Genomic DNA, 20,942 nt, shown 5'->3' with positions numbered 1-20,942 from the left:
TGGTTCGCCGGGTCGTGGGGCGGCCAAATGCTATGCGCGCCACAAGTTGTTTGACAATTTCCCTCGAGGCGCCCAAGGCACCCCACACCCCGGTTTACCGCGCTCGATTGAGCAGGTTCGGAGAATTCGTGGCGCTCACCTGAGCAGCGGCGCGACAGGGGTCGGACAGATCGGGCATCACCTCCTTCCGCGCGGCACCGCCGGTCGTCCGGTTTAACACGAGGTGACATCCCCGAATCCAAGATTTTCCCTGTCGGATGACTTACCTCGGGCCGGACTGCTCCCGCTGGCCCCCGCTCGTCCCCTGGTCCCGCGGGCAGCGCAGCGTCACCCGGGCCTCGCCCGAGGAGGCCGCCTCGGGGGTGAGGTCGGGGCCGCTGGGCAGCATGGCCAGCATCGGGGACGGCATGGTCCGCTCCTCGACGCCCTCGTAGCCCAGCGCCTCGACGCCCTCCTGGGACAGCAGCCGGTACTTCACGCCCGTGTCCGTCACCAGGTACGTGGTGTCGCCCATGGCGCTGCCGCTCGCGCTCAACGCCCTCACCAGCGCGCCCTTTCCGGCTCGCACCGCGATGGAGTCGACCTTCAGGCAGGCCGGTACGACCTCGGCGGCGGGTGGCTGGACGGGCTCGGGCAGCACGTTCTCGGGCAGCACGGACGTGCCGACCCGGACACCGCCGTCCGTGGAGTCGACGGCCGCGCAGGCGGCGGAGCCGGAGCCGACCTCGACCGCCTTCGGCGGGGTCTCGGGCAGCTTCGCCGCGTTCACCGCGGCGCTCACGGAGGCCGGGGCGAGATGCTCGGTCAGGGTGTCCGCTCCGAGCGTCGCCACGGTCGCGGCGCCGCCGCCGTAGGCCTTCTCGCGGGTCTGCGGGTCGCCCAGCAGGAGGGTCGCGCCGGTGGCCGTGAGCGGCACCAGGCCCTCCTCGGCCAGCAGGTGGTAGCGGGGGGCCGAGCCGGGGACGTCGACCCGGAACAGCTGCCCGACCCTGGTGGTGCGTCCGGCCAGTTCGGGCCCCTCCTCACCCCGGCCCGGCACGTCGGCCGGGGACAGGTCGGGTCCCTGCGGGAAGGAGTCGAGGAAGGCGGCGGAGACGGGGCGCGGGGTGACGCTTCCGTAGCCGAGGGCCTCGGCCGCGTTCGCCCGCTCGTCGAGCCGGAGCCTGCTTCCCTGCCACAGCAGGTAGGTGGTGTCGCCCGGTCCGGTGACCAGCAGGCCGTCCCGCTCTCCCAGGTGCCGTGCACCGGGGACGTCGCGCGGTGTGCCGGTGCCCAGGGCGAGGGTCGTGGTGGCCGCGACGACGCCGGTCGACCTCGGGCGGACGCCCGAGCAGACCAGCCACGGCGTACGGTCCAGGTCTCCGGTGGCCGGCAGTGCCTCGGGGCCGTCGGGTATGCCGACGGGGGTGCCGTGCGGGGTGCCGGCCAGCGAGGACGTGCCGACCGTGGTGACGCCGAGGTCGCCGCCGGCGATCAGCCGGGCCGACGCGTAGTTGCGCACCGGGCGCAGTCGGCCGTCGAGGTACAGGTAGCGCGCGCCGGTCTGCTTGTCGACGACCAGGTTCTCGCCGGAGCGCCAGGAGTTGTTGCCGCCGGGCTGGATGAGGCCGAAGACGAAGGCTCCGGCGCACACCAGCACGGCGATGATCACGCCGATCGCGGCGCCGCGATTGGTCCGGCCCAGGGGGCTCTCCGGGTCGTCGGGCTCGGCGCGCAGCATGGCCGAGGCCAGCCTCCCCATGATGAAGAGGTGCGCCTGTACTTGGTCCCGTTTGCTGTGCATGCTCGCCGTTCTCCCGGGTTCAGCCGTTGATGCCGCGGAGCAGGCCGTAGACGCCCATGGACCAGAGCGTCAGCGGCAGGATGCTGATGGCGGCGAGTGAGTGCAGCAGTTCGGCCGCGCGCCCCCAGTACGGGACGAGCCGCCGGCCGGGGACGGTCCACGAGGCGATGGCGAGGGCGGCCGCGAGGCCCATCAGGCCGGCCGTCAGGGTCAGCCGGTCCGTCGGGCCGAGGGAGCGGGCGGACACGGACAGCAGCAGGACCACGCCCCAGGCGCCGGCGGTGGTCAGCGCGAGGCGCTGCCAGACGTTGCCGAGCCCCCTGCTGTGCAGCAGCAACAGGAGCGAGAGGGCGACCACGGTGAGGATCTCGGCGAGGCCGGGATCGGCGGCGAGCGCCACCAGGCAGGGCAGGCAGACGAGGCCGATGGCGCCGTAGAAGGCGGTCATCCAGCCGTCGGCGAGCATGGACCGCGCCTCGACGTCGGAGGCGGGGTACGGGTCGATGCCCTGCTGCAGCTGCTGGACGTTGGTGGGCAGCGGGGGCATCCGCATGCCGGAGAGCCGGAACGACAGCGAGGGGACGAACCCGCCGAACAGGACGACCACGACGGCGACCACCCCGGCGGCCTGGTCCGGCGCCAGGTTCAGGGTGATCAGGGCGGCGCCGAGCGCTCCGGCCGCGGCGACGCAGGCCACGCCGATGAACAGGGCCGGGTACACGCCGACCGCCGCGAGGGCGAGCACCGCTCCCGCGCCGCCGGCCGCCGACGCCGCCAGCAGGCGTGCGCCCAGGACGGCTTCGCCGTCGGCTCCGCCCAGGTCGCCGCCGGGCAGCAGCCAGCCGGCCAGGGCGAAGTAGGGGCCGACCATGAGGCCGAGCGCCGAGCCGGCTCCGGCGTCGCCGACGGCCCGGGTCGCGGAGCCGGCGCCGGCGAGCAGCAGCAGTCCGGCCGCGCCCGCGGCGACGGCCCGGATCCAGCCCTCGGTTCCCGGCAGGGCGAGGAGCACCATGCCGAGGGCGAGGGTGACCACGGCCAGGCCGCGCAGGAGCCGCCGGCCGGCCTCGGGGCTCCAGCCGTGCGGGCGTTGCTGCATGGTGGCCGAGATGCCGTCGACCAGGTCGTCGAGGTGCACTTCGGGCAACGCCTCGGTGCGGGGGCGGAGATAAAGCTCCTCGCCGTCCCGCAGACCGAGGGAGTCCAAGGTACTCTCGGGGTCGAGCGGAGGGCCGCCGAGGCGTTGCAGTACCCAACCGCCGTGCTCCAGACCTGTTTCCTCCAGGTCGTCCCCTCCGTAACCGATCACTGTGGGCAGCAGGTCGGCGACGGGAACGTCGGAGGGCACGGCCAGGTCGACGGTCCTGGCCGGAGCGCGTACGGTGACGCGGCACAGGCTGGCCGCCTGGGTGTCAGTCATGGGCGATGTCCGTCATGGGTTCGGGTTCACGCTTTCTGGCGGGCCACGGGTTGCGCGGTGGCTGGAGGGTGACAGCGGCACACCGGTCGGTCGCTCGATCGCGACAGGACGTCGGACGGGGCACGCGCCGACGAGTTTGACGGCAGGTCGGGCCTTTTCGCAACACCGGTCAAGAATTCAGCGTTAGGGAACCCTACGGAAATTTTCCCGCAGCCACGGCGCGGGACTGTGACGCATTGCGCTCCGGCGTTTCATCCCTTCCGCACCCCGTCGGACTTCGGGGCGGACTCCGAGGTGGACTTCACGGGAGCGCATTTCCGGCGGGCGTGTGCAGGCGGACACCGGGCAATTCCGTGCCGTCACCGCGGAATTGTTCCGAGATCATTGAGGAGGCCATTCGTTGAGCGTGATCCTGTTCCGCAGGCCGGCACGCCGCAGAGGACCGGAATTGCCGTCGGGGGAGCTGAGTCTCCAGGAACCGCCGACCCTTCCGGAAGTCGTGCCGGACAGTTCCGCGGTGTGGACATACTTGCCGATGGCACTGATGTCGGTCTCCATGATGCTGATGTTCATGCGGCCGGGCATGAGCCGGTCCAGCGGCGGGTTCATCTACATCGCGCTCGGCGTGATGGTGATCGCGTCCGCCGGCATGATGCTCGGTCAGGTCATGCGCCGCAACGGCGAGCGCAAGCAGCGGATGAAGGGCGAGCGCCGCGACTACCTGCGCTATCTGCGCCAGACCCGGCGCAAGGTGCGGGCGTCCGTCGTCGACCAGCAGCGTGCCCTGGCCTGGCGCCACCCCGCGCCGGACGCGCTGTCGTCGCTGGTGCGCAGCACCCGGCTGTGGGAACGGCGGGCGTCCGACGAGGACTTCGCGGAGGTCCGGATGGGCGTCGGCGACCAGCGCCTCGCGATGAAGCTGACACCGCTGTCGACGAAACCCGTGGAGGACCTGGAGCCGCTGTCCGCGCACGCGCTGCGCAGCTTCACCCGCGCCTACTCGACGGTGCGGGACCAGCCCATCGCGATCTATCTGCGGGCCTGGTCGAAGGTGCTGCTGCGGGGCGAGGAGGAGCACGTACGGGCCCTGACGCGTTCCCTGCTCGCGCAGTTGGCGGTGTTCCACTCCCCCGACGACCTGTGGATCACGCTGTGCGTCTCGGACGAGCGGCGCTCCGAGTGGGAGTGGGCGAAGTGGCTCCCGCACAGTCTGCACCGGCACGAGGAGGACGGCGCCGGGCCGACCCGCATGATCGCCTCGGCGTTCAACGAGCTGGAGGGCCTGCTCGGTGTCGAGTTCCACGAGCGGCCCGGCGCCGACCCGGACGCGGTGCCGGGGCGCGAGGAGCCGTACACGGTGATCGTGATCGACGGGTGCACGGTGCCCGCGGGCCACCGGTTCGACGGGCACGGGTTCCGCAACGCGGTGGTGCTCGACCTGTCCGGTTCCCTGGCCTGGAAGCCCGGGCGCACCACGCTGCGGCTCGAGGTGGAGGAGGACGGTGTCGCGCTGGTGCGCACCGACCGGGACCGCAAGGAGCAGTCGACGGTGCTCGGCAGGCCCGACCGGCTGGGGCCGGTGGGGGCGCGGGCGCTGGCCCGGCTGCTCGCGCCGTACCGGATGAGCATGGGCGGTGACGACTCGAAGCCGTTCTCCGACGACGTCGAGCTGACCTCGCTGCTGAACATCCCCGATCTGCACCGGCACGAGCCGGCGACGCTGTGGGAGCGGTACACGGGCAGTGCCCGGCTGCGGGTGCCGATCGCGGTCAGCGGCGAGGGCCGGCCGGTGGAGCTGGACATCAAGGAGTCCGCGCAGGGCGGTACGGGTCCGCACGGCATGCTCATCGGCGCCACCGGTTCCGGCAAGAGCGAGCTGCTGCGCACCCTCGTGCTGTCGCTGGCCCTGACGAACTCGTCCGAGACGCTGAACTTCGTCCTCGTCGACTTCAAGGGCGGCGCCACCTTCCTCGGCCTGGACGAGCTTCCGCACACCTCCGCGGTCATCACCAACCTCGCGGACGAGGTGTCGCTGGTCGCCCGGATGCAGGACGCCCTGCACGGCGAGCTGATCCGCCGCCAGGAGCTGTTGCGGGCGGCCGGCAACTACACCTCCGCCCTGGAGTACGAGAAGGCGCGCCAGTCCGGGGTGCCGTTGCAGCCGCTGCCGAGCCTGTTCGTGGTGGTCGACGAGTTCAGCGAACTGCTGTCCGCACACCGTGACTTCATGGAACTGTTCGTGATGATCGGCCGCCTCGGGCGCAGCCTCGGGGTGCACCTGCTGCTGGCGTCGCAGCGGCTGGACGAGGGCCGTATGCACCAGTTGGAGAGCCATCTGTCGTACCGGATCGGTCTGCGGACCTTCTCCGCGATGGAGAGCCGGGGTGTGCTGGGGGTGCCGGACGCGTACGAGCTGCCCGCGCAGCCGGGTGCCGGTTTCCTCAAGAGCGGTGTCGACGCGCTGACCCGGTTCCGTGCCGCGTACGTCTCCGGTCCGTACCGGCGGCGGCGTGCCCTCGTGCAGGCGCAGGTGGCCCGTCAGGTGGTGCCGTGGACGGCCCAGTGGGTGGTGCCGCGCGCGCCCGCCGACCCGGACCCCGCGGGTGGGCCCGGCGGGGAGGAAGAGGCGGAGGGTCCGGAGGGCGGTGACGCGGAGAGCGGCGAGACGCTGCTGTCGGTGGCGCTGGACCGGCTGCGCGGTTCGGGGCCGCCCGCCCACCAGGTGTGGCTGCCGCCGCTGGGCGCGCCGGCCACCCTCGACCAGATTCTGCCTCCGCTGGCACCGGACGCGCGCCACGGCCTGACGACGGCCGACTGGCCGCTGCGGGGCCGGCTCACCGTGCCGGTGGGTGTGGTGGACCGGCCGTTCGACCAGCTGCGTGACCTGCTGACGGTGGACCTGTCGGCGGCCGGCGGCCATGTGGCCATCGCCGGGGGTCCGCAGAGCGGCAAGAGCACCCTGCTGCGGACGCTCATCACCGGTCTCGCGCTCACCCACACCCCGCGCGAGGTGCAGTTCTACTGCCTGGACTTCGGCGGCGGCACGCTCGCGGCGCTGGACGGGCTGCCGCACATGAGCGGGGTGGCCGCGCGCGTGGACACCGAGCGGGTGGGCCGGACGATCTCCGAGGTGAGCACGCTGCTCAGCCGGCGGGAACGGTTCTTCCTGGAGCACGGCATCGACTCCATGCCCACGTACCGCAAGCGGCGGGCGGCGGGCGAGTTTCCCGAGGAGCCGCACGGGGACGTCTTCCTGGTCATCGACGGCTGGTCGACCGTGCGCCAGGACTTCGACCGGCACATTCCCACCTTCAACGCGCTGGCCGCCCGCGGGCTCAACTACGGCGTCCATCTGCTGATCACCACCGCCCGCTGGGTGGAGCTGTCGTCCTCGGTGCGCGACCAGACCGGTACGCGGCTGGAGCTGCGGATGGGTGACCCGATGGACTCGCAGATCGACTCCCGCAAGGCGGCGACGATTCCGCGCAGCCCGGGGCGGGGCCTGACCTCCGACAAGCTGCACTATCTGTCGGCGCTGCCGCGCGTCGACGGGGTCGAGGACGCCGACGACCTCGCCGACGGGGTCGCGGGGCTGGTCTCCGCGATCAGCGAGAGCTGGCCGGGCCCGGCCGCGCCCCGGGTACGGATGCTGCCGGCCTCGCTGCCCGTCGAGGAGCTGCCCGAGCCGGAGGGTGATCAGGGGCTGCGCATCGCCATCGGCCTGGACGAGAACGAACTCGCTCCGGTGTGGCACGACTTCACCGAGAACCCGCACATGATCGTGGTGGGTGACAGCGAGTCCGGCAAGACGAACCTGCTGCGGGTGATCGCCCGGGGCATCACCGAGCGGTACACCCCCTCCGAGGCCCGCATCATGACGGTGGACTACCGGCGGGAGCTGGTGGAGAGCGTCCCGGAGCGCTACCGGCTCGGCCACGCGGTCTCCACGGACATGCTGAAGGACCTCGTGGACGGGGCGGCCAGGGCGGTACGGCAGCGGGTGCCCGGCGAGGACATCGCGCCGTCGCGGATGCGGCTGTGCGACTGGTGGCAGGGGCCGCGGCTGTTCATCCTGGTCGACGACTACGACATGGTCGGCAGCGGCCCCATGGCGCAGCCGTTCGCCCCGCTGCTGGACCATCTCGCGCTCGGCCACGAGGTCGGCCTGCACCTGATCGTGGCGCGCTCCTCCGCGGGCGCCGGGCGCGGCCTCAACGAGTCGCTGCTGCGCCGCCTCCAGGAGGTCAACACGCCCGGCCTGCTGATGTCCTGCCCGCCCAGTGAGGGCTACCTCTTCGGCAGTGTGAAGGGCCGCGAACTGATCCCCGGCCGTGCGGTGCGCATAGCCCGCCGCAAGACCGTCCAGATCCAGACCGCCCTGCTGGAGAACCCCAGCTGATGCTCCCTTCCCGCCCCGCACTCCGCCCCGCTCCCGCCCCGGCCCCGGCCCGGCCGGCGGCCGGGCCCGCGGCACGCGCCGGGGGCCGGGGCGGGAGCGGACCAGGCGGGGTGGTCCTGGCTTCGGCGACGGGCCCGCACGCCGTGATCCGCACGGACTGCGGCCGTCCGGACCCGCGGACCAGCACACCGCTCCGGGGCCGCCGAAGGCACCGGAGCGCGCCCCGCCCCGGCCCCGTCACGGCCCGGCCGGATGCCGCGCCCGCGGCACGCGCCGGGAGCCGGACGGGGAGCGCCGGGGCGGCGGCGGGCAGTCATGTCCCCGGCCGTGCCGTCCCCGGAGGGCCGTCGTGCCCGGGGACGGGTTCGCGGCTCTGGGTGTGCCGGGTGCGCTGCGGGGTCCGCCCGTTCGGCGTCCGCCCGCCCGCCCCGGTCGTCGCCCCTTGGGGCCCCGGCCCCCGGTCCGCTGCCGGAGGCGGTGCCGGGCGTGGGCTATCGGCCCGCGGGGGTGTTACGGGTGCGGGGGCCCGGCGGGGTCCAGTTGCGGGCCCGGCCCCGGGGGACGACCGCGGCGGCGGCTGCCAGCAGGAGGACGAGCGCCAGGCCCGCCGCGGCGACGGTCAGGGAGCGCCGGTGGGGGGTCGGGTCGGCCGGGGCGGGCATGCGGGCCGGGACCGGTGCGGCCGGGGACGCCGCGGTCCGGTCCGGGACGACGGTCAGGGCCGCGTACGGGTCGAGCCGGGGTGTGTCCGACGGGTAGGCGGCGGCGAGGAGCTGCCGGGAGACCTCGTTCGCGGTCAGCTCGGGCCGGTAGGCGCGGACGAGTGCGGCGGCGCCCGCGGCGCCCGCCGCGGCCAGCGAGGCACCGGAGCCGATGTAGTGGCCCGCGCCCCGGGGGCCGACGCTGACCATGCCGCTGCCGGGTGCGGCCAGGTCGGGTTCGTGGGCGGGCGGGGCGTTCTTCTGCCGTACACCGCCCGGCCCGAAGTCCACGACGGCCAGCACGTCCGGCACGGCGGCCGGCCAGTACGGCCCCTCGGGCATCTCCCCGCCGGGTCCGCGTTCCTCGCGGGTCACGGCGTCCGGGGCGGCGGGGGCGACCACCAGGGCGTCGCGTCGGGTGGCGTGGGCGACGGCCTCGGTCAGCTCGGCCCGTCCGGTGCGCAGCGCGTGGCCGACGTAGATGACCTCCGCACCGCGGTCCGCGGCCTCGCGGATGCCGAGCGCGACGCGTTCCACCGAGGGGGCGCCGCGGTCGTCGGTGCCCTGCAGGGCCAGGATCCCGGCCTCGGGGGCGACGCCGGTGATGCCGCTTCCCGTCCGGGGCGCGGCGGCGACGAGGCCGGCGGCGAAGGTGCCGTGTCCCACGCAGTCCTCGCCGGCGCCGTCGACGGCCGTCACCCGCCCGGACAGGCCGGGGACGTCGGAGGCGACGCCGGTGTCGACCACCGCGACGGTCACCCCGCCGCCGCGGGTGATCCGCTGGGCCCGCGGCAGCCCGAGCGTGGTCTGCGACCACGCCGTCCTGGTGGCCGTCCGGTCCGACTCCCCGGTGCAGGGGTTGTCCTCGCCGAGCCGGACGGGCAGCGGGGGCAGCAGGGTGGTCCCCGGGTCGTCACCGGAGGTCGCCGACGGAGCGCCGGACGCGGGGGGCGCGGCCGGTGCGGCGAGGGCGGGCCCGCAGGTGACCGGCAGGACGACGGCGAGGGCGACGGCGACTGCCGGCGCGAGACGCACACACCGGTATTTCATGACATTCCGCATGAAGTGCATGATATGCACATGACACGCTTGGGCGCACGCCGCGTCCACGGCCTGACCCACCGGACAGGCCCCGGGCACGGCGAGTCGAAGACGCGGCAACACAAGGAGGTTCGAGGCGCGTGGCACGGCACATACTCACGGTCGACCCGGAACGGTCGGACGGCTACCGGACGATCGGTGAGGCACTGACCCAGGCGCGCACCGGGGCGGTGATCCGGGTCCGTCCCGGCCGCTACGCCGAGAACCTCGTCATCCGCAACCGGGTCACGATCGTCGGCGAGGGCGAGCCGGGCACCGTGGAGCTCTGTCCGCGGAGCGGCACCGCCGTCAGCCTCATGGCCGACGCCGTGATGCTCGGCGGTCTCACGATCCGGGGCCGCGACAAGGAGGCGGCGGTCGTCGACGTACCGGCCGGCCAGGCCGCCCTCGACGGCTGCACGGTGACCGGCGCGGGCTGGACGGCGCTGCTGGTGCGCGGCAAGGGCTCGCTGGCCGCCCGCGGCTGCCGGATCGGCAACCCGGGCGGCGCGGGGCTCGTCGACTCCTCGGAGAGCGAAAGCATCGTCGAGGACTGCGTGTTCGAGAACTTCGGCACGTCCGCGGTGGTCATCGGCGAGAAGGCCTCGCCGCTGGTGCGCGACTGCCGTATCCGGGGCGCGCGGGCCAACGGCGTCCTGGCCTCCGGCGAGGCCAGGGGCACCGTGGAGAACTGCGACATCTCCGGCACCGACAAGCCGGCCGTCGCCCTGGAGGGCCACAGTTCCACCCGGGTGCTGCGGTGCACCGTCCACCACACCTCGGTGGGCCTGCTGGTGTCGAGCATGTCCCGGCCGGAGATCGAGGAGACGACCTTCGAGTCCATCGCGCAGAGCGCCGTCGTCATCTCCGGCGGGGCCGACCCGCTGCTGGCCCGGTGCGTCACCCGGCGCACCAAGAACAGCGGGCTGCTCGTCCTGGACCGCTCGCGCGGCACCCTGGAGGGCTGCGCGTTCCACGGGTCCACGGAGGCCGCGATCCGTGTCGTCGAGGGCAGTTCGCCGCTGCTGCGGGACACCGTGGTCAGCGACTGCGCCGACACCGGCGGGGCGGTGCTGCTCGCGGACGACTCCACGGCCGAGTTCGACCGCCTGGAGGTGCTGGACGCGGCGGGCGTCGGCATCGCGGTGCGTTCCGCCGCCAACCCCCTGCTGCGCCGGGCCCGGGTGGTCGGGGCGGGCGGCCACGGCATCGAGATCACCGACGACGGCCGCGGCCGGCTGGAACACTGCGAGGTCGAGTCCGCGGGCGGCTGCGGACTGAGCATCGACGACGACTCCGACCCCGAGGTCAGCGACACCGTGCTGACCTCCGCCGCCCGCTCGGGTGTCGACGTCGGCGAGCGCGGCCGGGGCGTCCTGCGGGACTGCGAGGTCAACGACAGCACCGACGCGGGCATCACCGTGCGGGACGGCGCGGAGATCACCCTGGAGCGGGTCCGGGTGAGCGGTGCGAAGGCCCACGGCATCCAGGTGTCGCGCGGCGGCCGGGCCGTACTCACCGGCTGCGAGGTGAGCGGCAGCACCGGCGACGGCGTACGGATCGACAGCGCCGAGCCGGTGGACGTCACCCGGTGCGTGGTGCGCGACAACCGCGGCGCGGGCCTGCGCCAGAGCCGTGCGAGCGAGCGGCTCTCGGTCGACCTGCTGACCAGCGCGGACAACGGTCTGGCGGACAGCTGGGGCGAGAGCGCCGACCTGAACGGCGAGGGCGGCGCGGGCGGCTCCGGCGAGGAGCAGGGGCCTCGGAGCCCGCTGGCCGAACTGGAGGCGCTCATCGGCCTGGACAACGTCAAGCACCAGGTGAACACGCTGGTCAACCTCAACCAGCTCGCGGAGCGCCGCCGCCGTCTCGGCATGCCGGTGCCGTCGATGAGCCGGCATCTGATCTTCGCCGGGCCGCCCGGCACCGGCAAGACCACCGTCGCCCGCCTCTACGGCAGCATCCTGGCGGACCTCGGCGTACTGCGCAGCGGTCACCTGGTCGAGGTCGCCCGCGCCGATCTCGTCGCCCAGATCATCGGCGGTACGGCCATCAAGACCACCGAGGCGTTCACCAGCGCGCTGGGCGGCGTGCTGTTCATCGACGAGGCCTACACCCTCACTCCCGAGGGCTCCTCCAACGACTTCGGCCGCGAAGCCGTCGACACCCTGCTGAAACTGATGGAGGACCACCGCGACGACGTGGTCGTGGTGGCGGCCGGATACTCCGAGCAGATGGAGTCGTTCCTGTCCGCCAACCCGGGTCTCGCCTCCCGCTTCACCCGCACCATCGAGTTCGGCAACTACGCGGTGGAGGAGCTGGTGACCATCACCGAGTCCATGTGCGCCCAGCACCGGTTCGAGCTCGGGCCGCTGACCCGTGAGGCCCTGGCCGTACGCTTCGAGGCGATGACGCGCGACGCGTCCTTCGGCAACGGCCGTGCGGCCCGCGGGGTGTTCGAGGACATGGTGGACCGGCAGGCGTTCCGCCTCGCGGCGATGGCGGACCCGGCCGAGAACGACCTGACGCTGCTGCTGCCGCAGGACGTCGGGGACGAGGCGGCGGCGGCCGTCGGAGGCGACGGCGGCACGGGACAGGCCGGGGACGACGCGGTCGACCCGATGGCCGAACTCGACGCCATGGTGGGCCTCGGCGCCGTGAAGCGGGAGGTCACCGACCTGGTGAGCCTGCTGTCCAACGCCCGGCAGAGGATCGCGGCGGGGCTGCCCGCCCCCCGGATCAGCAACCACCTGGTCTTCAGCGGGCCGCCCGGCACCGGCAAGACCACCGTCGCCCGGCTCTACGCCAGGCTCCTGCACTCGCTGGGGGTGCTCCCCCGCGCCTCCCTGGTGGAGGTGGCGCGGGCGGACCTGGTGGGCCAGTACGTCGGTCACACCGCGGCCCGCACCAAGGAGGTCTTCACCGGCGCGCTGGGCGGCGTGCTGTTCATCGACGAGGCCTACACCCTCACCCCCGAGGGCTCCTCCAACGACTTCGGCCGCGAAGCCGTCGACACCCTGCTGAAACTGATGGAGGACCACCGGGACGAGATCGTGGTCGTGGTCGCCGGATACACCGAGGAGATGGAGCGCTTCCTCGCCTCCAACCCCGGTCTGACCTCGCGGTTCTCCAAGTATGTGCAGTTCGAGGACTACAGCACGGACGAGCTGGTCACCATCGTGTCCCGGCACGCGGCCTCCTCCGGGTACGAGTGCGCCGAGGACACCCTCGCGGCGCTGCGCGCCCATGTGGACGCCATCCCGCGCGACCGGTCCTTCGGCAACGCCCGGCTCGCCCGGCAGCTGCTGGAGTCCATGATGACCAGCCAGGCCCGCCGGCTGGGCGGGCTCCAGTCGCCCAGCCTCGCCGACCTCACCACCCTGCTGCCCGAGGACCTGCCGCCCGCGCGGCGGCAGCAGGCGGCCCCGTGAGACCGCGCCCGGCCGCGCGGTGAGGGCGAGCGCCCGCCGGAGGAACACACCGGCGGGCGCTCGTCCGTCCGTCGGACCCCTCACACCCCGTTCACACGGTGAAGCGGACGGACTCCAGCCAGAGGTGCGGCTCCGTCGAACCGCCGAAGACCCACGGGTCGACCGTGTCGCACGCCAGGCCTCCCCAGCCGTGCCCGCCGACGCGGTGGTTCTGGCAGACGTGGCCCTCACCGACGTCGATGGCGAAGCCGCCGAGGTTCGGCGCGTTGTGATCGGAGGTTCCCATGACCAGGCCGATGCCGTTGGACACGCTCTCCCACTCGCCCGTCCATCCGTCCTTCTGGACGAAGCCGTTGGCGGACATGCCCTTGGTCCCCGACACCGCGATGTTCAGGGCCTTGATGCCCTTGCCCGTTCCGCCCGCGACGGCTCCGTCGCACCGCGGGGTCTGCCAGCCGACGTCCTTGACATAGGCCCGGTAGCAGATGTGCCGGCCCGGGTTCGACGCGGCGAGACGCTGGACGGCGGCCCCGGCGGTGTTCGCCGGAAGCTTGGGCGGCGGGTTGTCCTCGACCTTCCTGGTCTCCGCCGTCTTCTTGGTCTCCGCCGTCTTCTCCGTCTCCTTCTTCTCGGCCTCCTTCTTCTCGGCCTCCTTCTTCTCGGCCGGCTCACGGGGCGGCACCGACGTCAGCACCGGTACCGGTGCCTTGACGACGGGAACCGGCTTGGCCGTGGGCTTCTCGGTCGACGGCTCCGGCGAGGGCTCGGCCGGGGCGTACGCACCCTTCGGTACGTCCAGGGGCTCCTCGTCGAGCAGGGTGTCGGAGCCTGCGGCCACCTCCACACTGTCCCTCTTCGTCTTGCCGTCGTCCGTGGCCCAGATCAGCAGCGGCACGGCGAGCAGGACGGCACCGGCGATACCGGCGGCGGCGAGCAGCGGCTTCTTCGGCTTGCCGGACGGCGGTTCACCCGCCCCGCCCGCGGCGGCCGCACCGGCGGCACCCGCCGCGCCACCGGCTGCCGCCATGCCACGCGCCGAACCCTCGGCCTCCGGGGCCGCCTGCGCGCGTGTCCGCGGCTGCGACTGAGCGCCGAGCGCGGCGGCCGTGCCGGCGGTCGTCGCGGTGGCCGTACCGGCGGTGCCGGCGGTCGTCGCGGTGGTGGAGGAGGCGGCCGTGCCGGCGGTGGCTGCGGTGCCGGCGGTGGAGGAGGCGGGGTCGGCCGTCGTGGCCGGTTCCACGGCCGCGGCGCCCGCTGCCGCGGGGCGCGCGGGTGCCGCCTCGCTCTTGTCGCTCTCGTTGTTTTCGTTTCTCTCATCGGCGCCCGTACCGCTCGCCGGGGCGGCGGACGGCCGTGCGGCGGGCGCCAGCATCGCGCCCGGGTCGGCCACGGCCGGCCCCAGGGACACCGCCCGGCGGACGGACGAACCGCCCGTGGCCCGGGATTCCCGCTCCGGCCCGGCCGGGGACGACCGGTTCTGACTGCTTGCCATCGTTCTCCTTGGACTGTGTACGTGATCGGTGGTGATCTCTGTCCGTGGGCGCGACCGGGTGGAGTGGTTCCTCCGCGCGTCACCCGTCGCCCGTCGCTACCCGTCCTGGCCCACGGGCCCGGTGCAGCGTTCCGGCCAGCCCCGGCCCTCGCCGACGCGGTTCTCCTTGGAGAGCGCCTCCTCGAGGTGCGCGAGCGCCTTCAGGTCCAGTCCGCTCAGTTCCTCCGACCCGTCCATGTAGGCGGTCGCGTTCCCGGGGAGCTCACGGAGCAGCACCACCGAGGGGCCTGCGGGCACGGACCGTACCCCCAGCACCCGGAATCCGGTCCCCGGCACGAAGACGATCTCTTCGTTCGTCTGCGCGGGTCCGGTGGGCCGGTCGATCAGTTGCCGTACCTTGCGGCCTGTGACGGACCAGATCGCGTACCGCACGGCGGTCCCGGCGGGGGGCACCGGGGTTCCGGCCAGCGCGCTGACCGGGCCGGGGTCCTGCAGCAGCGTGCCGACCCCGGGCTCGGGCCCGACGGGGTCCCCGCCGCGCAGTGCCACCCCGCGATAGGAGGGCAGCCGCCGCAGGGCAGACGCCAGGCAGCCGGCGTAGGGCAGCAGGCGCCCCTCGCCGGAGTGCAGGTCCCGGATCAGCTCGCGGTGGTGCAGCGGCCCCTCGTCGGTGGTGAGGTAGGCGTGCGCCGCGACGAGATCGATCCGCGCGGCGTCCAGCTCGTGACCGCGCAGCGCGGGCATCCGGGTGAGCAGCCGGGAGACCGCGGCGGCGTGCGCTTCCCAGGCCCCCGCCGCGAAGTCCCGGAACGCGGCCTGCTCGGCGGCCCCGCTGACATGCCCGGGGACGAAGGGGAGGTGCGCGGGACGCACCGGGCGGAGCGAGGGCTTCGGAGCGGCCGGGGCGGGCGTGGCGCCCGGCACCGGGGCGGCCTGCGGGGCCGGGGTACCCGGGATCCCGGCCCCGGCCCCGGCCCCGGCCCTGAACGCCGGCGAGGCGGGGTCCGGCGACGCCTCGGACGCCGACGTCGAAGCGGACACCGGCCGTGTCTCGGCTTGCGGCGCCCTGCGACCGGTTCCGGCACCGCGCGGTGCCCCGCCGGTGCCCCCGGCGCCCGTGCCCCCGGCGTCGAGCCCCGGGGGCACGGCCCGGCTGCCGGCACCGGTCTCGGCACCGGGCTCGGGCTCGGGCTCGGCACCGGGCTCGGCACCGGGCTCGGGCTCGGCACCGGCCTCGGGCACGGTACGGACCGTCGCACCGGCCGGTGAACCACCCGACGGGGCAGCCGGCTTGACCTCAGGCATCCGCCCCCCGTTCAGAGCCTCGTCCTCCTCACCGGCCCCGCCACCCGGCACCGCACCGGCCACGGACCCCGTACGACCACCCGACTCCGCCCCCGGCCCAACCCCACCACCACGGGCCACACCCCCACCGACACGTGAACCACCCGACGGGGCAGCCGGCTTGTTGTCAGCCCCTGCCGTTCCGTTCCCGGTGTCGTGGTTCGGGGCGGTTTCCGGCGTCGTCCGTTCAGGCGTGCCACCGGAGCGGGCCGTGTCCTCGGCCATCCGTGAACCTCCGGATGTGTGCGCTGGCTTGGTGGTGGAGCCGGGCGCGGGGCGGCCGGGCGGCCCGCCGCCCGCCGGGGCCGCGTCCGCTCCGGCCGTTGCCACTCGGCCGCCCTCCGTCCCGGCCCCGGGCTCCGTCCGGCGGCCGGTCGGCGACGGGGCCGGCAAGGAGGTGAGCTGGAGGTTCGGCGGGGGCGCCGCCGCAGCGGCGGAGGGACGTTCCCCGGGCGGCCGGGCGGGCGCCCCGACCGCGGCCGTGCCGGGGTGGCGGGCCGCGGTACCGGCGCCCGTGGGGCGTGCGGCGGTGACGTAGCGGATGCCCGGCACGCCGTGTTCGGCGGCCAGCCGGCGCAGTTCGCCGTCGCCGTCCAGGAGCCGGCCGCGCACCAGCAGGGTGGTCCGCGCCCGGGTGTCGGCGCCGAGACCGCGCAGCAGCCGGGACAGCGCGGGCAGCAGGGAGCCGTCCAACGGCTGACCGGGCATGCCCAGTTCGATGGCGCACACCTCGGGATCCACGGCCGGGCCCACCGGCCCGGGACGCGGGCCGTCCGGTGTCCACAGGGCGAGTCCGGCCCGGGTGACGGTGGCGTGCCAGCGGTCCGTCAGCCGTACGGTCCCCGGCCCGGTGCCGCCGAGGATCCAGTCGGGCATGTGGGTGGCCACCGGCCTGGGGGCGGGCGTACGGCCCTCGGCGTCGGTGGGTCCGCAGACCACCGCGGACACGAACGGCTGCCAGCTCGGCCTGCCGTCCCGTCCCACCAGGGTCGGCCGGGGGCCCGTGCCGGGCGGTGCGTGGTCGGCGATCAGCGGCAGGCCCGTGAGTACCTCGACCTCGGCGCCCAGCTGGTCGGCGACGGACTGGCCGAGCCGCAACAGGTCGCGCCGGCCGCCCGGCGCGAGCCGGACACGGGAGCGCTGGGCCACGGGCAGGGTCGCGAGCACGGCGGCCACCTCGTCGGCCGCGACGTCCTCCGCCTGCGGGGCACCGACCAGGACCATGGGACGTTCGAAGTCGACGGGCACCGCGAAGCACAGGTCGTCGGGGGTCGGTCCGGGGGCCTCGGCCGGGCGGATCACCACACCCGCCGGTATCCGGTCCACCACGCAGCCGCCGGTGGTGCGCACGGGCACCCGGCCCAACGCCTCCTGCCAGGCGGGCGCGGGGGCGCGCGGGCCCAGCCTGCGGGGTGCCTCGCCGGGCGCGAACCGCCACCATCCGGGTCCGGGGCGGGCGGTGCCGTGGACGAAGAGCACACCGCCGGGGGTGACCAGTACGGCCCCGTCCGGGGCGATGACCTCCAGTTCCCAGGCGTCGGCGATCCGGCGGGCGATGCCGGGCCGCTCGGGCCGGTCGTCCCCGGCACCGGGCATGACGAGCCGGACCCGGTCGGTGCCCTGCGAGCGGAGGGTGTCCAGCAGGGCGCCGAGCCGCGCCCAGTGCTCGGCGCCGTCGGCGGCGGAGCCGACGATCACCGTGACCACGTCCTCCTCCGTGCCGACGGCGCCCGCCACTTCGAGCAGGGTGTCCAGCGGGAAGGAGTCGTCGTCGACCGAGCGGACCAGCAGGACGCCGTCGACGTCCTCGACGGGCGGGGCGCCGACGGCCCCCTGGCCTCGGGCGTCTTTGGTACCGCCGTGCGGCTCGACGGCGGGGCGCCGGGTTCCGCGCCCCGTACCGGACCTGTCGCCGCGACGCGGGATGACGGACGACCAGCGGCTCACGCGTCCGTCCCCCGTACCGGGTGAACGGCCTCGGTCAGCACTCGCGCGGGACGCCGCCGCACACCGTCCCACTGCTCTGCGGCCGGCTCGCGTACGTCCGTTCCGTCCTGCGCGCCGGACCGGATCGCGTCGCGTACGGCGTCGACGTCCAGCAGCATGCTCACCGCGGCCGAGGGGTTCAGATAGAGCGCGTGCCCCTCGGGAATCCGCGGCACGAGGTCGGCGACGCCGACGCGTTCGAAGGCGAGGCGCCCCGCGGTGTGCAGGAACGCGGGCGAGGTGAACACCAGCACGACCGGGGTTCCCTCCGGGGTCGCGGCGCTCAGCGGACCGCCGTCCGGCCCGGTCAGCACGGCGACCTCACGGCCCACGAGCGCGGCCGGCACCGCCTCGCCGGGCCCGTAACCGGTCGAGGCGAGCTGGACGGCGTGGTCCACCTCGTCCTCCGGTTCGGGCCAGCCGAGTGCGAGGGGGGACGGCCGGTAGTCGGGGTTCTCCTCCCACTCGACGATCTCGCCGTCGAGGCCGGACCGCCAGCGGCCGGGCACCGCCCACCGGGGCGGCCGCTCCTGACCGGACCACATCGGGTCGACGACCCCCAGCCAGTGGTCCGGGGCGAGCCGGCCGGCCTCGCGGATGTCGTCGGGCACGGACAGAAGCTCCGCACCCGTACCCGTACCCGGGTCCTCAGCCGCCGTCGGCTCGTTCACGGCGACGGCACTCCCGGTGCCCTGCTGGGTCATTGCTGTCCTCGTTCGGTGGTTCGGGGCGACGGGACCGTCCGCGCCGTGTCGTCCGTGCCGTCGTGCCGCAGCAGACGGCGGGCGGTCGCCGTGTCGGTGACGACCGAGGTGAGCAGGCCGGACTTCAGGACGGCGCGGATCGCCTCGGCGCTCCGCGCGCCGCCCGAGACGCCGATCAGCTCGGGCACGGCACGGAGTTCGGCGGCGCTCACGCAGATCATGCGGGCGTTCAGCTCCGTGTGGATCACCTCGCCGGACCCGTCGAGGACATGGCCGGCCACATCGGCGCACGCGCCGGACGTCCGGTACGTCTCGCGTTCCGCGTCGCCCAGGGCGTCGTACATCGTCGACAGGCCGGCGTCCCACGCGCCGATGCCGACGACGGCCCGGGTGATCCGGCCGAAGCGGTGCACCGTCCCGGCGATGGCCGGCTGGCTCCTGAGGACCGCCGCGGTCGCGGCGTCCGGCAGGACGAAGGGGGTGTAGAGGGGGAAGGCGGGGCCGCCACCGGCCGCGGCGGTACGGCGGACCGCGGCGACCGCGGGATCACGGGCGAGGTCCGGTCCGTGCACTCCGGTCATCTGTACGACGTCGCACGGCGGCAGCCGGTTGACCGCCTCGCTGAGCGCGTCCGCCTCGGGGCTGCCGTCCAGTCCGATGACGTCGCCCTCCTCGGCGGTCTCCGAGAGCAGTTGGGCCGCCGCCGTGCCGAGCCAGCGGCTGACCCGGTGCCGGTCCGCCGGGCGTGCCGCGCCGTCCTTCCCGCCCTCGCCGTCCGTCAGGCCGACCACCACGGCGTGACGGAGTCCGAACCGCTCCGCCAGTGCCTGCCCGAGCGGGGCGTCGATCTCGGCCGGGACGGTGATGTCGATCCGCACGATGTCGTGGGCCACCGCCGCGTCGAGGAGGCGGGCCACCTTGAAGCGGCTGATGTCGAATTCCCTGGCGATCTCCACCTTCGACTGGTTGCCGAGGTAGAACCGCCGGGCGACGGAGGCGGCGAGGAGCAGGTCGAGCGGTGCGGAGGGAGCTTCCGGCTCGCCGGGCCCGACCAGGTCCTCCCGTCGGCCACCGCGAGGTTCGTCCAGCCACTCGTCCAACCGCTCGTCCGGCCGCTCGTCCGGCCGCTCGTTTCTCTGCAGTCTCATCGGCCGGTCCAGTCGGGGCCGAGCAGGAAGTCGTAGAGCTCCCGGGCGGTGCGTTCCCGCTCGCCCCGCTCCACGGCGGCGTTCCACTTCCGGATCAGGCGCCGGTGCTCCGCCCACGCCTCGCGGTTTCGTTCGAGGTCGCGCCGGTACGTGGTCAGTTCCATGGCGGCGAGATTCCACGAGTCCGGTCCGCAGACGGTGTCCTGGCGGATGCCGACCGCGCCGCGTTCGAGGGTGGTCGGGAAGTTGCTGCACACCAGGGGGCGGTGGGCGTAGACACCGCAGCGGGCCTTGCCCGAGTCGATCTCCATCAGGAACACGCAGCCGCCGGTCTCCGGCCTGCGCACGAGGTAGAGGTCGAGGGTCGGCCCCTCGGGGACCAGTTTGAACCCCGTGTCGTCCTTGAGCAGGGTGATGAACTCCTCGGGGTGCAAGGCGGTTCCGGCGGCGACCCTGCGCATGTCGGCGGCGGTGACTCCCACCTTGTACCTCCGGCAGCAGTCGCCCGTGCAGGTGGCGCATCCGGCGACGTTGGCTCCGCTTCCGTTCACGACGTCGCCTCCCCGGGCCGGGCCGTGCCCGCCTCGCGGGCGGCGTACGCCTCCAGGAGGTAACGCTGGAAGTCGCGGATGCCGGGCTCGTCGTCGGCGGACTCGGCGCCTTCGTACTCGGCGGCCAGGGCGTTCCACCGCCTGACCACCTCGAACCAGTGGTCACGGTCCGCCGTCCAGCCGCTCCTGACCTCCGCCAGCAGTTTCCGGTCGAGGTCCTCCTCGGTCCACCGCCGGGGCCCGCCGGGCGGCATGGCATCGGGCGGCGTGGCACCGGACGTCGTGGCACCGGACGTCGTGGCACCGGTCTGCCCGGCGTCCGCCGCCGGGGCCGGGGCGGTGCCGTCTCCCAGGTGGGCGGGGTACGCCCGGCACGAGACGGGGGCGAGGTCGCCGAGCCCGCAGTGGCCGAGGCCACCGGAGGTGCGCAGCAGGAAGACGCAGCCGTGCGAGCCGTTCGCGAGGCGGAGGTTCACCCGGCGCCGGCCCCCGTCCGTGACGATCCCGGTCGGGTCGTCGGCGGCCGCGGGCGCGGTCTGCGTGACGTGCCAGGGCTCCAGGGCGAGGGCCCGGGAGATGCGGGCGATGTCCGAGCCGGTGACGAAGCGCGCCCCGCGGGTACAGAGGTTCTCCGTCCGGGAGGCATGCCATTCGGCGCGCGTACGCAGCGCACCGCCAGTCGTCAACACGTCGTTCCTTTCGTCAGGGTCTCGTCCCCCTGCGCGCGTGGCACGTACGTCACCCGTGGTCAACGGCGCGGGACGCGCCCGCCCCCGGCCGCGGCCCCGGCGGGCCGGCCGGGCGCGGGGAGCAGACGCGGGGGAAGCAGGCGGCACTGCGGAGGACCGACGTCGACGGGGCCGTCGGCGTCGGTCGCCTCCGGCGGTCCCGGCGCACGAAAGGCCG

Annotated in this window: 11 protein-coding genes; 2 read left to right on the top strand and 9 right to left on the bottom strand. The window is 74.3% G+C overall.

The features are described 5' to 3' along the window. Positions 1-262: 262 nt before the first annotated feature. Together eccB and eccD are read right to left on the bottom strand one after the other, a co-directional pair. Positions 263-1,783, bottom strand: a complete 1,521-nt coding sequence (eccB, locus tag ORI94_RS09255; protein WP_266073899.1) for a type VII secretion protein EccB — start codon at positions 1,781-1,783, stop codon at positions 263-265. 19 nt (positions 1,784-1,802) lie between these two features. Further along, positions 1,803-3,200 carry a type VII secretion integral membrane protein EccD gene (gene eccD / locus ORI94_RS09250; protein WP_266073898.1) on the bottom strand — a complete coding sequence of 466 codons (1,398 nt, stop codon included), beginning with the start codon at positions 3,198-3,200 and terminating at the stop codon, positions 1,803-1,805. A gap of 406 nt (positions 3,201-3,606) precedes the next feature. On the opposite strand from eccD, the gene eccCa reads away from it, so the two are divergent. After that, positions 3,607-7,599 (top strand): type VII secretion protein EccCa, encoded by a 3,993-nt coding sequence (eccCa, locus tag ORI94_RS09245; RefSeq protein WP_266074138.1) that lies wholly within the window; start codon positions 3,607-3,609, stop codon positions 7,597-7,599. Between the two features lie 491 nt (positions 7,600-8,090). Here eccCa and ORI94_RS09240 read toward each other — a convergent pair whose 3' ends face one another. Continuing rightward, positions 8,091-9,362 carry a S8 family serine peptidase gene (locus ORI94_RS09240; protein ID WP_266073897.1) on the bottom strand — a complete coding sequence of 424 codons (1,272 nt, stop codon included), beginning with the start codon at positions 9,360-9,362 and terminating at the stop codon, positions 8,091-8,093. Between the two features lie 119 nt (positions 9,363-9,481). Between ORI94_RS09240 and ORI94_RS09235 the strand changes: the two genes are divergently transcribed. Beyond that, positions 9,482-12,811 (top strand): right-handed parallel beta-helix repeat-containing protein, encoded by a 3,330-nt coding sequence (locus tag ORI94_RS09235; protein WP_266073896.1) that lies wholly within the window; start codon positions 9,482-9,484, stop codon positions 12,809-12,811. A gap of 91 nt (positions 12,812-12,902) precedes the next feature. Here ORI94_RS09235 and ORI94_RS09230 read toward each other — a convergent pair whose 3' ends face one another. From ORI94_RS09230 to ORI94_RS09205, 6 genes are all read right to left on the bottom strand, one after another. Then, on the bottom strand, positions 12,903-14,303 hold the full coding sequence (locus tag ORI94_RS09230) for a hypothetical protein (protein WP_266073895.1): 1,401 nt from the start codon (positions 14,301-14,303) through the stop codon (positions 12,903-12,905). Between the two features lie 96 nt (positions 14,304-14,399). Next, positions 14,400-17,594, bottom strand: coding sequence for a hypothetical protein (locus ORI94_RS09225; RefSeq protein WP_266073894.1), 3,195 nt, complete (start codon positions 17,592-17,594; stop codon positions 14,400-14,402). Next, positions 17,591-18,337 (bottom strand): type VII secretion system-associated protein, encoded by a 747-nt coding sequence (locus ORI94_RS09220; protein WP_266073893.1) that lies wholly within the window; start codon positions 18,335-18,337, stop codon positions 17,591-17,593. Before ORI94_RS09220 ends, ORI94_RS09225 begins: the two co-directional genes overlap by 4 nt. After that, entirely contained in the window at positions 18,334-19,485 is a 1,152-nt protein-coding gene (locus tag ORI94_RS09215; RefSeq protein ID WP_266073891.1) for a sugar-binding transcriptional regulator, read from the bottom strand. The genes ORI94_RS09220 and ORI94_RS09215 overlap by 4 nt, the downstream gene beginning before the upstream one ends. Continuing rightward, positions 19,482-20,036, bottom strand: a complete 555-nt coding sequence (locus tag ORI94_RS09210) for a YkgJ family cysteine cluster protein (protein ID WP_266073890.1) — start codon at positions 20,034-20,036, stop codon at positions 19,482-19,484. The genes ORI94_RS09215 and ORI94_RS09210 overlap by 4 nt, the downstream gene beginning before the upstream one ends. After that, entirely contained in the window at positions 20,033-20,725 is a 693-nt protein-coding gene (locus ORI94_RS09205) for a hypothetical protein (RefSeq protein WP_416237794.1), read from the bottom strand. The genes ORI94_RS09210 and ORI94_RS09205 overlap by 4 nt, the downstream gene beginning before the upstream one ends. Positions 20,726-20,942 lie beyond the last annotated feature (217 nt).

The sequence above is a fragment of the Streptomyces sp. NEAU-W12 genome (assembly GCF_026242095.1).
GTDB lineage: Bacteria > Actinomycetota > Actinomycetes > Streptomycetales > Streptomycetaceae > Streptomyces.
This window is presented reverse-complemented; position numbering and strand designations above follow the sequence as displayed.

What these genes read in the sequence shown, in the direction of transcription:
- ORI94_RS09230 (WP_266073895.1), bottom strand. Translation starts at nt 14,303, where the DNA reads ATGGCAAGCAGTCAGAACCGGTCGTCCCCGGCCGGGCCGGAGCGGGAA.
- eccD (WP_266073898.1), bottom strand. Translation starts at nt 3,200, where the DNA reads ATGACTGACACCCAGGCGGCCAGCCTGTGCCGCGTCACCGTACGCGCT.
- ORI94_RS09240 (WP_266073897.1), bottom strand. Translation starts at nt 9,362, where the DNA reads ATGCGGAATGTCATGAAATACCGGTGTGTGCGTCTCGCGCCGGCAGTC.
- ORI94_RS09220 (WP_266073893.1), bottom strand. Translation starts at nt 18,337, where the DNA reads ATGACCCAGCAGGGCACCGGGAGTGCCGTCGCCGTGAACGAGCCGACG.
- ORI94_RS09215 (WP_266073891.1), bottom strand. Translation starts at nt 19,485, where the DNA reads ATGAGACTGCAGAGAAACGAGCGGCCGGACGAGCGGCCGGACGAGCGG.
- eccB (WP_266073899.1), bottom strand. Translation starts at nt 1,783, where the DNA reads ATGCACAGCAAACGGGACCAAGTACAGGCGCACCTCTTCATCATGGGG.